This window comes from uncultured Roseobacter sp. (assembly GCF_947495275.1).
In the GTDB taxonomy this organism is placed as follows: Bacteria; Pseudomonadota; Alphaproteobacteria; order Rhodobacterales; family Rhodobacteraceae; genus Roseobacter.
Window position 1 is genome coordinate 148,012 of sequence record NZ_CANLYL010000001.1, and the last position, 12,427, is coordinate 160,438.

Genomic DNA, 12,427 nt, shown 5'->3' on the forward strand with positions numbered 1-12,427 from the left:
ACGCTCCTGAACAGACCCGTCAGACAGATTGGCTTGCCGTCAAATCAGACCATGTTCATCGAAACGAGCCAGAGCCAGATCATCCCTACATAAGTCAATTGGTGCAGGGCCTGATCAACGCCCGATGCGCGCCAATACGCGGCATCAGAGGGCGTCAGCTGCTGGTCTGCTGTGTGTCGCCCCTTCCACCAGTCAATGTGAAAATGAACAACCCATTCCACCAATATCACCGGCAAAATAAAAGTAATCGCGGACCCCACCAGCAAAAACGCGAGCAAAGACCCCAACGCATGAACGCCAGCATGCAGAAATCGTCCCAGATGCAGATATTGATGGCGCCCGTCCAGCATAATGCCGGTTTGCAGGAAGTAATCCGCCAGCATATGTTTCAATTGCAATAAGCATAATAAGATCAGCAACGTGCTGTAACTCGCAAACAAGGTTTTTCCTTTCACCCCGACCGTGGGTTAAAGATTAATGCTACAAATATGGGCCTGTAAATGTAGGTTTTGGCCCTCATACTCCTCATACTCAAATTCCCGCCGGTCATCGCAGGGGAAAATTCTGATCACGAACGCACTAACGGTCAGGTTGTGCGGGTCAACATACATCAACTGCCGCGATATAAAAGCGAATGTCCGTCGGCAAACAGATGCACTTTGGACGGATCGGCGGTGAGATGAAGCGTCTGCCCCCGCATATCCGTATGAATGCCCGCCAGTTTCGCGATCACCGTATCTGTCTGCTGACCGGAACTCGGGGCCTCAAAATAGAGTTGGGTCACCTCTCCCAACGCCTCGACAATCGTCACCTTGTCGGAGAAAGCATAGTTCTCACCATCCGTGGCAACCATGTCTTCGGGGCGAATACCCACGTTCACCTTGCGTCCCTTATCATCTTCATTCGTGGGAATGTTTGCGGCAATGGTTCCGGCGCCGTCATCCACCTTGACGCGCGTCACCTGTCCCGTCTCAACGATTTCGCCGGCCAGCAGGTTCATGGCAGGGGATCCAATGAATTGAGCCACGAACTCGTTTTCCGGTCGCTCGTAAAGCTCCAGCGGTGTGCCAACCTGGGCAATGCCCTTGTTGGCCAGAACCACAATCCGGCTGGCAAGCGTCATGGCTTCCACCTGATCATGGGTCACGTAGATCATGGTGGAATTGGGCATGCTTTCCTTGAGCTGCGCGATCTCGATCCGGGTTGCCACCCGCAAGGACGCATCAAGGTTGGAAAGCGGTTCGTCGAAAAGATAGACCTTGGGATCGCGCACAATCGACCGGCCAATAGCCACCCGCTGACGCTGCCCACCGGAAAGCGCCTTGGGCAAACGATCAAGGTATTCGTCCAGCTGTAACACCTTGGCGGCACGGCTGACCGCTTCGTCAATTTCAGCAGGCGTTTTCTTGGCGAGCTTCAGCGCAAAGGCCATATTGTCGCGCACCGTCATATGCGGGTAGAGCGCATAGGACTGAAACACCATCGCGATGCCACGTTGCGCAGGCGGCACGTCATTCATCCGTTGCCCATCAATCTGCAACTCGCCACTGGTGATCTTTTCCAGACCGGCAATCATTCGCAATAGCGTCGATTTTCCGCAACCCGACGGACCCACAAAGACGATGAGCTCACCTGTGTCGATGTCCAGGTTGATGTTTTTGAGAACCTCGACGCTGCCGCCATAGGCTTTACCCACATCGGTCAGATTCAAATTGGCCATATAGTGTCCCTCCCAAGACGTGGGTTAAGTCTGTTTCAGTGCCAGGCAAGCCTGCCAGGGTCCAAGATGCAGCTTGAAATCCGGGGAGGGCGTGGCCCCCCCGAGTTCATGCCCGATGGTCATCCAGTTGCCGGACGGCATGTCATGCAAGGACGGTGTGTCAGAAAGATTGAAGGCGCAGTACAGGGTTTGGCCTTCGTGCGAACGCGTAAAATGCAAGACATCCCCGTCAGCAGTGACGCCGCCATGATCGCCTTTGATCAAGGCCGGATGTTCTTTGCGAAACGCGATGGCGCGGCGATAATGGTGCAGGATGGCGCTCGGCTCTTCCTCCTGCGCGCTGACTGACCGGTTCAGATGGTCATGACTGACTGGCAACCACGGAAACCCTTCGGAAAATCCGCCGTTCTGGTTCGAGGGCTCCCAGACCATGGGCGTTCTGCACCCGTCGCGGCCCTTGAACTCCGGCCAGAAAGCGATGCCGTAGGGGTCCTGCAAATCTTCAAAAGCCACGTCAGCTTCCGGCAGGCCCAGTTCCTCGCCCTGATAAAGGCAGACCGACCCGCGCAGACACATGATCATCGTGGCAAAAAGACGTTGCGCCTGCGGGGACAGGTTCCAGCGCGACGCGTGGCGTTCCACGTCATGATTGGAGAAAGCCCAGCAGGGCCAGCCGTCTTTGGCCACATGCTCAAGTTCTTCGAAGACCTGAGCCACCCGCGCCGCATCAAGCTTGGTTTTCGCCAGAAACTCAAAGGCATAGCACATATGCACCATTTCGGGGCCGCTGGTGTATTGTCCCAAAAGCTCCAGACCGCGCTGCGCATCGCCCACTTCACCGACGCAGGACGCGGCGGGATATTCATCCAGCAACGCCCGGAACCGTTTGAGGAACCCGATGTTTTCGGGCTGGTTCTTGGAATAAAGGTGTTCCTGATGATTATAGGGGTTCACGGAGGGTGCGATGTTGGCATTGCGCCGTTCAGGCGGCAGCGCCGGATTGTCGCGCAATTCCTTGTCCGCGTAGTAGAAGTTGATCGTATCCAGCCGGAACCCATCCACGCCCCGGTCCAGCCAGAAACGCGTTGTGGCGAGAATGGCGTCCTGGACGTCCTCATTATGGAAGTTGAGATCGGGCTGCTCGACCAGAAAATTATGCAGGTAATATTGCTCGCGGCCCGCATCCCATTGCCAAGCCGGACCGCCAAAGATCGACAGCCAGTTATTGGGCGGCGTGCCATCGGGTTTCGGGTCCGCCCAGACATACCAGTCGGATTTCGGATTACTGCGATCCTTCTTGCTTTCCTGAAACCACGGGTGCTGATCGGAGGTATGGCTGAGCACCAGATCGATCATCACTTTCAGACCGTGCTGATGCGCCGCCTCCACGACCACATCGAAATCGGCCAGCGTGCCAAACATCGGATCAACATCGCAATAATCGCTGACGTCATAGCCGAAATCCTTCATCGGTGAGGTGAAGAACGGCGAAATCCAGATCGCATCCACACCCAGCGAGGCGATGTAGCTCATGCGTTGCGAGATGCCGATCAGATCGCCAATACCATCCCCGTTGCTGTCCTGAAAGCTGCGCGGGTAGATCTGGTAGATGACAGCGCCACGCCACCAGTCCTTATCCGTGGTGTCATAGGAATTATGCATGTCGATAGTGTCCATTTTTGTCATGGAACAGAGCTTTCTCTATTTAACGGACCCGGCCAGCAGACCGCGCACCAGATAACGTTGCATTGTGAAGAAAACGATCAGCGGCACGGCAATGGAGATAAAGGCCGCCCCGGCCAGAATACCCCAGTCACCACCACGCGACCCCAGCAGGTCATCGGCGATTTTCACGGTCATGACCCAGCTTTCGGAATTCGACGGCAGGAATACTTTGGCGACCAGCAGGTCATTCCACGTCCACAGGAACTGGAAGATCGCAAAAGAGGCCAGCGCGGGGAAGCTCAGCGGCAGCACGATTTTGGTAAAGACCTGGAAATCCGTGGCCCCGTCCACCTTGGCGCTTTCGATGATGTCACGCGGCAATCCGACCATGTAGTTGCGCAAGAGATATATCGCGAGCGGTAGCCCGAAGCCGGTATGCGCCATCCAGATGCCCAGAAAGCTCTGCCCGATCCCGATCTTGTTGTGGAATTGCAGGAGCGGCACCAGTGCCAATTGCAGCGGCACCACCAGCAGCCCGACCACAATCGCGATCAACAGCCCCCTGCCCGCGAAATCCATCCACGCCAGCGCATAAGCCGCAAACGCCGCGATCAGAATGGGGATGATCGTGGCCGGAATGGTCACCGTCAGCGTATTGATAAACGCGATGTCCATGTTGTTGGAGAAGAGGATGGTGCGGTAGTTATCGAGGGAAAATTCCGGCGGGGTCGCGGTGGAATAATAAACACTCGGATCGCGTTTGATTTCCTTGGGCGAGCGGTAGACGAAATCTCCGTTGGTCTGAACGGTCAGGCTGCGGTCGCGGGTCAGTTCAGCCGTCTCGCCCGCCGCATTGGCCGTGGGGTTGGAGCGCGCGCCGCCGAAGCGGATCACTTCGCCTTCGCCCCCCGAAAAGATGTTCCCCTCGATGACGAAGAAATCACCGTCCTGTTTCACTTCGCCAGCCGGAATTTTCGCCTGAAAGTTCTGCTCAACTGCAAAGGGCGACAACCACCAGCCGGATGCCGATATCTGATCCCGGTCGCGGAATGACGACACCAGCAGACCAACCGTCGGGATCAGCCAGATCACCACAAGTAGAATAACCGAGATATTTACGGCCCAGCTCAGAGAGGATTTTGTACCTGCGATATTGTCCATTATCTCATCTCCGCTCTGGCTTGCCGGATATTCCAGATCATCACCGGCAGCACGATGATCATGATGACAAAGGCCACCGCGGTCGCACGCCCATCATCGCGGAACATGTAGGACATCATGTAACTGGGCAGGATTTCAGTGCCAAAATTACCCCCGGTCATGGTGTAGACGATGTCGAAAACCTTCAGCACCAGGATTGTGATCGTTGTCCAGACCACCACAATCGTGCCCATGATCTGCGGCACCTTGATCTTGAAAAAGACCTGGAACGGGTTGGCACCGTCAATAATCGCCGCCTCGATGGTTTCTTCGGGAATGCCCCGCAAGGCCGCCGAGAGAATGACCATGGCGAAACCGGTCTGAATCCAGACCAGAATGAACATCAAGAAGAAGTTGTTCCAGAACCGGACCTGAAGCACATCCAGTGGCTCCTGCGCGCCAAAGAAATCCCGCAGCGCGTTGATCAGACCGATATCGGCGTTATTGGCATAGACGAATTTCCAGATCAGCGAAGCGCCCACGAAGGAGATCGCCATGGGCATGAAGATCAGCGATTTGGCGATATTGCCCCACCTGAGCCGGTCGGTAAGCTGGGCCACCAGCAGGCCAAAGAAGGTGGCGGAGGCCGGCACCACGAGCACCCACAGGAAGTTGTTAAACAGCGCTGTCTGAAACCCGTCATCGGAAAACATCGTCGCATAATTGCCAAAACCGATGAATTCATCGCCCGCCCGGTTGTAGAGCGAGCGCCAGAAAGAACCGACCACCGGATAGACCAGATATAGCCCCAAAGCGCCCATGGCAGGCAGCAGAAACAGCCACGGACGTACCAGATTGGCACGGTTGATGTTCACGCCGGGATTATCCCCACGGGCCGGAAAGATCACCTTGTCGAGGATCAGGTTGGACAGGAAAAAATACCCCACACAACCACCGACGCCGATGATGACGGTTACAATGCCTTGAACCAGTGGCGACATGGTCGTTCCTCCCCCATTACTTCAGATGGCGTTACGCGCAGACCGACCGCTCCGGACCGGTCTGCGCCTATAGATTTATTGGATGGCGTCCCAGCGTTCCTGAATGCCTTTGGCCACGGCCTCGGCATCTGCACCCGTCGTGTAATCAACCATCCCGGTCCAGAAGGCCCCGGCACCGATTTCGCCCGGCATCAGGTCGGAGGCATCGAACCGGAATGTCGTTGCATTCAGCAGAATGTCCCCCTGAGCACGCAGGCTGTCTTCAGCATAGGTGGCGGTGTTGACACCGGCATGCGGTGTCAGGAAGCCGCCCTGCGCCATCCAAAGCTCATGCGCGATGGGTGTTTTGAGGAATTCAACGAAGGCGTTTGTGGCCTCCGATGGATTTGTGATGGCAAAGAGCGTTCCCGCCCCCAGCACAGGTTTACCCAAATCTTTTTCCGCATAGGCCGGGAAATAGAAGAAGTCGACATCCTCACCCACAACCGTTCCTTCGGGGAAGAAAGCCGGAATGAAAGACGCCTGCCGATGCATGTAGCATTTGGGCGGGATCGAAAAGAGGCCCGCCGGGCTGTCGCGGAAATCGGTATTCGCCACCGCAGAGGCGCCCCCATCCACATAGGCATCGTTTCGCGCGAAATAGCCAAACTCTTCCATCGCCGCGACCACTTTGGGATCGTCAAACTTCATGTCGTTGGAAACCCAGGCGTCATAGTCTGCGGGTGACTGCGTGCGCAGCATCATTTCCTCAACCCAATCGGTTGCTGGCCATCCCGTGGCGGCACCGGACCCCAGGCCGATACACCATGGTGTGCCCCCCTCTTCCACGATCGTGTCGGTCAGCTCCTTGAGCTCTTCCATGGTTTCGGGAATGTCATAGCCCGCTTCGTCAAAAGCTTCCGGGGAATACCAGACCAGAGACTTTACATCGACGCGGTAGAAAAGCCCGTAGGTGGCATTCTCGCCATCGGCATTCGCATAGGTGCCCAAATCAACCCAGGACTGGCCAGCCGCATAGTTCTCCTTGATCCAGTCTGCCGATCCTTCGGGCAATGGGGTCAGCAACCCCTGGCTTGCAAGATCGGCCGCCAGACCAGGCTGCGGGAAAACTGCAAGATTGGGCGCTGAGCCGGATCGTGTCGAAATCACGATGTCCTGTTCGAAGCTGTCGGAACCGGAATAATTGACGGTCGCGCCGGTCGCCGTTGTGAAATAGGAAAAGACCTTGTCGACTTTCTCTTTCTCATTGCCGGTCCAGGGTCCGGTGATTTCGACGGTTTGACCGCTCAGGTCATAGGCATCCGCGATTGCATTGTAGCTGTCCCAGTTGAAATCGCCCTCGCCAACCGCAAATGGCTGGTGGCCATCGCCGTGGGCCGTACCTGCGAAAAGAGCCAGCGCCGCGGCGCCAGCATAAAATCGTGCTTTCATCATTTCCTCCCGGTGTGGCGTTTGATCCGCCACTGATTGTCCCAAAATTTGAGCGTTAAGAATCACTTCAAAGCGCTTTGGATAGCGGAAAAGTGACCTACGCAGACAATTCTGTCAACTTAAGGTTGGGTTTCGCAATAGGATTCAAAGCGATAGGGATATTGCGCAGATTTAAGCGTGTTTCCACTTTGACCTACAGCCCAACGGTGCATAGGCTATGCCGGATAAATTGCGCGCAGAGACAATCAGGTGTCATGAATTTACGAGAACTATCAAAGCGGCTGAACCTGTCTCAGACGACCGTAAGCCGAGCCCTAAACGGCTATCCGGAGGTTAATGAAGCCACCCGAAAGCGCGTCGCGGAAGCCGCGCAGCTCTACAATTACCGTCCAAATGTGCGCGCACAAACGCTTGCCACGGGGCGGTCGATGTCCATCGGGCATATCATCCCCTTTTCCAAGCAAAGTGAAATGGTCAACATCGTTTTCGCGGATTTCATTGCAGGCGCTGGAGAGGTCTATTCAACGCACGGCTATAACATGACCCTGACCGTGGTGCGCGATGAGGACGAATTGAGCGCCTACCGGGGGGTTGCGGAAAAAGGCGCTGTGGACGGGATCATCGTGCATTCGCCTGCCCGCAATGACCCGCGGATTGCGTTTCTGGCAGATCTGGACATTCCGTTTCTGGTGCATGGCCGCGCTTCGGAAGTGACCCTGCCCTATTCATGGATGGACGTGAACAATACCCGGGCAATCGAGACGGGAACCCAATATCTTCTGGATCTTGGACATCGCCGGATCGGGCTGATCAACGGTCAGGAGCGTATGGATTTCGCCCAACGGCGCAGAGACGGTTATCTTTCAGCATTGCAATCGGCAGGCCTGGCAGCGGATGAAACCATCATGCGCTCGGGAGAGATGAATGAACCCCACGGCTACCAGTCGACGCTTGAGTTGCTGGCCAGTGCGGACCCACCGACCGCTTTTGTGACATCGTCGATTGTGCCGGCTTTGGGCATCAGACGTGCCTTGGAAGAGCACGGGCTGAAGATGGGGCGCGATGTCTCGGTGCTCTGTTATGACGATGAAATCTCCTACCTGCCCAATGGGACCGAGACCCCGATCTTTACCGCCATGCGCTCTTCCGTGCGCGATGCGGGGCGGCGTTGTGCCGAAATGCTGATGGAGCAGATAATGGCCCCCACGCCTCTGATCAAAACGGAGCTTTGGGACGCGGAGCTTGTCATTGGCATGTCAACCGGGCCGGTAGGGTAAGAGGGATATCATGAAGTTCAACAGGTCGGATTTTCCCGAAGGCTTCCAGTTTGCCGCGGCCACCTCCAGCTATCAGATCGAGGGCCACAGCTTCGGGGGCGCGGGCAAAACCCACTGGGACACATTCGCGGCCACGCCCGGCAATGTCGTGCGTGCGGAAAACGGCGATGTCGCCTGCGATCATTATCACCGCATGGACGAAGATCTCGACCTCATGCAGGCGCTCGGGCTGGATGCCTACCGGTTTTCCACAAGCTGGGCACGGGTGCTGCCAGAAGGACGTGGCCAGCCCAATGCCGAAGGACTGGATTTCTACGACCGGTTGGTTGACGGGTTATTGGCGCGCGGGCTGAACCCCATGGTCACGCTTTATCACTGGGAATTGCCGGTGGCGCTTGCGGATCTGGGCGGCTGGCGCAACCCCGACATCTCGCACTGGCTGGCTGATTACACCACGGTGATCATGAAACGCATCGGCGATCGCGTTTTCAGTGCGGCCCCCATCAATGAACCCTGGTGTGTGGGGTGGCTGTCGCATTTCATGGGCCATCACGCCCCGGGGCTGCGCGACATTCGCGCGACCGCCCATGCGATGCACCACGTGCTGACCGGTCACGGGCGTGCCATTCAGGCCATGCGGGCGCTGGGGGTGAAAAACCTCGGGGCCGTGTGCAATTTCGAATACGCACACCCGGCAGATGACAGCGCGCAGGCCGCGGAGGCGGCGCGGCTTTATGACGGCTATTACAATCGCTTCTTTCTGGGCGGTCTGTTCAAAGGCACATATCCCGAGGACGTGATGGAAGGGCTTGCACCCCATATGCCAAAAGGCTGGCAGGATGATTTCGACCTGATCGGCCAGCCGCTGGATTGGTGCGGGCTGAACTACTACACCTGCAAACGGATAGCTCCGGTTGACGGCGCCTGGCCCGCACACACAGAAGTGCCCGGCCCCCTACCCAAGACCCAGATGGGCTGGGAAATCTATCCCGAGGGGCTGCACTACTTCCTGAACTGGGTGAATGAAACCTACACCAAAGGCTTGCCGCTTTATGTCACCGAAAACGGCATGGCAAACCCGGACGCGGTCGATGTGCCGGATCAGGCGCGTATCGACTACCTGAACCAGCACGTAAGTGCCGCCCGGAAAGCTATAGAAGACGGCGTGCCGTTGGCGGGTTACACCTTCTGGTCCTTAATGGACAACTACGAATGGGCGCTGGGATATGAGAAGCGGTTCGGGTTGATCCACGTGGATTTCGACACGCTGCAACGCACGCCCAAAGCCTCCTACCATGCACTGGCCAAAGCACTCGCCGGTTAAGGCTCAAACCACTTGGGCACACCAAAAGGCGGATCATCAACTGTCGTCCCGGTCAGGCTCTCCAGAAAGGCCACAATCTGTTTGATCTCGGCATCCTCCAGATGACGGGGCTTTTGCGTGATCGCGCGGCGCTGCCGGGCCATTTCCAGCCGGTCGGACTGAATGACAAAATCCGTGGCCGCAAGCCAGGGGGCGTCAGGCAAATGCGCATCCTGCGGTGTCCAGATCGCACGTGTCGCCACCGGGTCGAGATGGTGGCGCACCATAGCCTCCAACGTCGCGTGGGCACCGTTGTGACCGTAGGGCGCTGTCCGTGCCACATTGCGCAGCATGGGCGTGCGGAACGCATAGGCGTCTTCAAGGCGATTGCTTTCGCCCATGCGGCCCACATCGCGTGCGTAGGGGTCAAAACCGCGCGTACGCCCCGGCCCGAAGGCTGGCAAACCCAAGGCATGGAACGCCTGATCGGTCATCAGCGGCCCTGAATGGCAGGTGTCACATTCTGCCTTGCCATAAAACAGCGCCATGCCCGCCCGCTGATCCGCCGAGAGCGCGGATGTGTCACCGGCAAGATAGAGATCAAAAGGGCTGTCAATACTGGTCCATTCCTGCGCCATGAAAGCGGCAAGGGCATTGGCGATCTCGACGATGCTCACCTCATCGGGCGCGTCGATATGATCAAAGGCCGCGACAAACCAGGGCCCATATTTTTCTTCAATACGCACCCGTTTGGCGATAATCGGCCAGGCGGCGTCAATCCGGTCATGCACAGCCCCGATGATCTCGTTTTCACCGGGATTGCCTGCCATTTCAAACTGCGCAACCAGTGGAAATACTGCCTGCGCCGCCAGCAGCGAATTCAGCCCCTTGGGCAGCCATTCCTCAGCCGGTGAATTGAACCCGTTGCCAAAGATGTCCGACCGGCTCAGCCGACCGTCATGAAACATCACGTCAAGATCGCGCGCGCCCAGGTTCCACAGGCCCGGCGCGTTCCGGGGGATACGTTTGGCGATCCGCGAGGGCCCGGTGCCGGTGGTGCGTTCCGGACCCAGCCCCACCCCGCCTTCGCCGATGCCCAGCGACAGACCGTCACCGGTGCCGAAATCAGGATGGTGACAATGGGCGCAGGCAATATTCCGGTTGCCCGACAGGATGGTATCGTAGAACAAAGAGTGACCGAGCGCCGCCTGCGCCTTGTCGAATTCCAGAAAATCTGCGGCAGTCAGCGGCGGCGGCAGATCCCCTGCCCCGGCAACGGTGGCCAAACAGGAGAAAACCAGACCATGCGCGCCATACTTCTTGCCACCCTGCTGCTTGCCACTCCGGCTTTTGCCGAGATTGAAGAGGCGCGCGACATGATGGAGGAAGGCCGCTTTGAGGCAGCCTATGACGCGCTCTGGCCTGCGGCACGGTCGGGCAACGCCGATGCGGAGGAACTGATCGGCGTGATGTACGCCATGGGGCTGGGTGTCCCGCGCGATGATACCCGCGCGTTCGAATGGTATCTGCGCTCGGCGATGAAGGGTCATCCGGGCGCGCAATCGGGTGTTGGCTGGTACTATGAGGTGGGTCGGGGTCTGCCCGCTGTCGATCTGGTGCGCGCCTATATGTGGTACACGCTGTCGGCCATCGGCGGTGACCCGGATGCGGCGATCAGTCTGGAAGAGGTCGTCAAGAAGATGACCCGGGAAGAGATCGAAAAGGCGCATGTTCTGGTCGCAGATTACAAGGTCTGGATGTATCCGTTCCGGTAACAATGGGGCGGCCCAATAAGACCGCCCCACGTCCTGTTCAGTTCAGGTCAGCCGCGCGCGCCGCATTGACCTCGGCTTCGGCTTCCGCAACCGCTGAAGTCAGCGCGTCAAAGACTTCTTCGCCACGACCGACATTGCCTTTGAACCAGTCATAAACCGGTGCAGCAGCTTCCTTGAACGCCGCCTTTTCGTCAGGTGTCGGCACATAAAGATCACCACCTTCGGCGACAAACTGTTCATAGGCGGCAATCGATTTGCGCTTGGGTGAGGCGAATGTCGCCTGTTGCAAGGCGCTAAAACCATCCACAACCACGCGGCGCATGTCTTCGGGCATCTCCATGAAGCGCGCATTGCTCATCCACCACAGCGCGCCCATGTAGGCGTGACCGTCGAGGGTCACGTATTTCAGGCCAGCATCGGGAAATTTCATGCCCATGATGTCGGTGATGCCGTTTTTGGAGCCTTCAACCACGCCTGTCTGGAAGGAGGTGAAAAGCTCGGGCCACGGGATTGGCGTCGGTGCCGCGCCAAGTGCCTTGACAAGCTCCTGCGGCAAATCGGCAACCACGGTGCGGATTTTCAACCCTTCCATGTCTGCCGGGGCCGCCACGCGGCGCTTGGTATTGGCAAAATTGCGCCAGCCGCCGGTATTGCCGATGGTCATCAGACGAATGGAATCGCCGGAGTCCTCAAGCGCCATGCTGCGCAGCTTGCGAGTGAAATCGCCCGTCAGAACGGCCTCCGCGATCCGGTCATCGGCCATCAGATAGGGCAGGTCCAGAACCTGCACGTAAGGGAAAATGCCCGACGCCCCACCGGATGTGGAGATGTAGACGTCGATGGAGCCATCCGCCACGCCCTGCAGACATTCCGCCCCATTGCCGCAAAGCTGCGTGCCGATGAAAAGCTCCACCTCGATGGCCCCGTTGGACGCGGCCTCAACATAGTTCTTGAAAACCACCAGACCATCGTAGTCTTCGTCGTTTTCGTTGGAGTTGGCCGTGGCCCGGAGCGTGTAATCGGCCGCGGATGCAGCGATGGCCGACCCGGCCAGCAAGGCCGCCACAGTCAGTGATTTCAGAGTGTTTTTCAGCATTAAGCTTTCTCCCGTTGGT

At 57.6% G+C, this 12,427-nt stretch carries 11 protein-coding genes; 3 read left to right on the forward strand and 8 right to left on the reverse strand.

Annotated elements, in window-relative coordinates; translation table 11 throughout:
• Nucleotides 1–44: 44 nt before the first annotated feature.
• The 6 genes from Q0802_RS00695 to Q0802_RS00720 all read right to left on the reverse strand — a co-directional run bounded on the left by Q0802_RS00695 (nt 45) and on the right by Q0802_RS00720 (nt 6,957).
• Nucleotides 45–440 (reverse strand): DUF3307 domain-containing protein, encoded by a 396-nt coding sequence (locus Q0802_RS00695; RefSeq protein ID WP_298912116.1) that lies wholly within the window; start codon nt 438–440, stop codon nt 45–47.
• Between the two features lie 170 nt (nt 441–610).
• Entirely contained in the window at nt 611–1,720 is a 1,110-nt protein-coding gene (gene ugpC / locus Q0802_RS00700) for a sn-glycerol-3-phosphate ABC transporter ATP-binding protein UgpC (RefSeq protein WP_298912119.1), read from the reverse strand.
• A 24-nt stretch (nt 1,721–1,744) separates the two neighbouring features.
• Complete coding sequence (locus tag Q0802_RS00705) at nt 1,745–3,397, reverse strand: alpha-amylase family glycosyl hydrolase (protein WP_298913517.1); 1,653 nt, start codon at nt 3,395–3,397, stop codon at nt 1,745–1,747.
• Nucleotides 3,398–3,421: 24 nt separating this feature from the next.
• Complete coding sequence (locus tag Q0802_RS00710; RefSeq protein WP_298912122.1) at nt 3,422–4,546, reverse strand: carbohydrate ABC transporter permease; 1,125 nt, start codon at nt 4,544–4,546, stop codon at nt 3,422–3,424.
• A complete protein-coding gene (locus tag Q0802_RS00715) occupies nt 4,546–5,526 on the reverse strand; it encodes a sugar ABC transporter permease (RefSeq protein ID WP_298912125.1) in 981 nt (326 codons plus the stop codon). The genes Q0802_RS00710 and Q0802_RS00715 overlap by 1 nt, the downstream gene beginning before the upstream one ends.
• 75 nt (nt 5,527–5,601) lie before the next feature.
• Nucleotides 5,602–6,957 (reverse strand): ABC transporter substrate-binding protein, encoded by a 1,356-nt coding sequence (locus Q0802_RS00720; RefSeq protein ID WP_298912128.1) that lies wholly within the window; start codon nt 6,955–6,957, stop codon nt 5,602–5,604.
• Between the two features lie 254 nt (nt 6,958–7,211).
• On the opposite strand from Q0802_RS00720, the gene Q0802_RS00725 reads away from it, so the two are divergent.
• Together Q0802_RS00725 and Q0802_RS00730 are read left to right on the forward strand one after the other, a co-directional pair.
• Nucleotides 7,212–8,234: a substrate-binding domain-containing protein gene (locus tag Q0802_RS00725; protein WP_298912131.1), complete on the forward strand. Its 1,023-nt coding sequence runs from the start codon at nt 7,212–7,214 to the stop codon at nt 8,232–8,234.
• Between the two features lie 10 nt (nt 8,235–8,244).
• Nucleotides 8,245–9,558 carry a GH1 family beta-glucosidase gene (locus tag Q0802_RS00730; protein WP_298912134.1) on the forward strand — a complete coding sequence of 438 codons (1,314 nt, stop codon included), beginning with the start codon at nt 8,245–8,247 and terminating at the stop codon, nt 9,556–9,558.
• On the opposite strand, the gene Q0802_RS00735 is transcribed toward Q0802_RS00730, so the two are convergent.
• The gene (locus Q0802_RS00735; RefSeq protein ID WP_298912137.1) at nt 9,555–10,823 is read right to left on the reverse strand and encodes a cytochrome c peroxidase; all 1,269 of its coding nucleotides are present in this window, start codon (nt 10,821–10,823) and stop codon (nt 9,555–9,557) included. The genes Q0802_RS00730 and Q0802_RS00735 overlap by 4 nt on opposite strands.
• 18 nt (nt 10,824–10,841) lie before the next feature.
• On the opposite strand from Q0802_RS00735, the gene Q0802_RS00740 reads away from it, so the two are divergent.
• Nucleotides 10,842–11,312 (forward strand): tetratricopeptide repeat protein, encoded by a 471-nt coding sequence (locus tag Q0802_RS00740; RefSeq protein WP_298912140.1) that lies wholly within the window; start codon nt 10,842–10,844, stop codon nt 11,310–11,312.
• 37 nt (nt 11,313–11,349) lie between these two features.
• Here the strand turns inward: Q0802_RS00740 and dctP are convergent, their stop codons facing one another.
• Complete coding sequence (dctP, locus tag Q0802_RS00745; protein WP_298912143.1) at nt 11,350–12,408, reverse strand: TRAP transporter substrate-binding protein DctP; 1,059 nt, start codon at nt 12,406–12,408, stop codon at nt 11,350–11,352.
• Nucleotides 12,409–12,427: the final 19 nt, after the last annotated feature.

Excerpts from the sequence above, each read along its gene's own strand:
- Q0802_RS00710 (WP_298912122.1), bottom strand. The coding sequence starts at position 4,546 with ATGGACAATATCGCAGGTACAAAATCCTCTCTGAGCTGGGCCGTAAAT.
- Q0802_RS00705 (WP_298913517.1), bottom strand. The coding sequence starts at position 3,397 with ATGGACACTATCGACATGCATAATTCCTATGACACCACGGATAAGGAC.
- dctP (WP_298912143.1), bottom strand. The coding sequence starts at position 12,408 with ATGCTGAAAAACACTCTGAAATCACTGACTGTGGCGGCCTTGCTGGCC.
- Q0802_RS00715 (WP_298912125.1), bottom strand. The coding sequence starts at position 5,526 with ATGTCGCCACTGGTTCAAGGCATTGTAACCGTCATCATCGGCGTCGGT.
- Q0802_RS00740 (WP_298912140.1), top strand. The coding sequence starts at position 10,842 with ATGCGCGCCATACTTCTTGCCACCCTGCTGCTTGCCACTCCGGCTTTT.
- ugpC (WP_298912119.1), bottom strand. The coding sequence starts at position 1,720 with ATGGCCAATTTGAATCTGACCGATGTGGGTAAAGCCTATGGCGGCAGC.
- Q0802_RS00730 (WP_298912134.1), top strand. The coding sequence starts at position 8,245 with ATGAAGTTCAACAGGTCGGATTTTCCCGAAGGCTTCCAGTTTGCCGCG.
- Q0802_RS00725 (WP_298912131.1), top strand. The coding sequence starts at position 7,212 with ATGAATTTACGAGAACTATCAAAGCGGCTGAACCTGTCTCAGACGACC.
- Q0802_RS00720 (WP_298912128.1), bottom strand. The coding sequence starts at position 6,957 with ATGAAAGCACGATTTTATGCTGGCGCCGCGGCGCTGGCTCTTTTCGCA.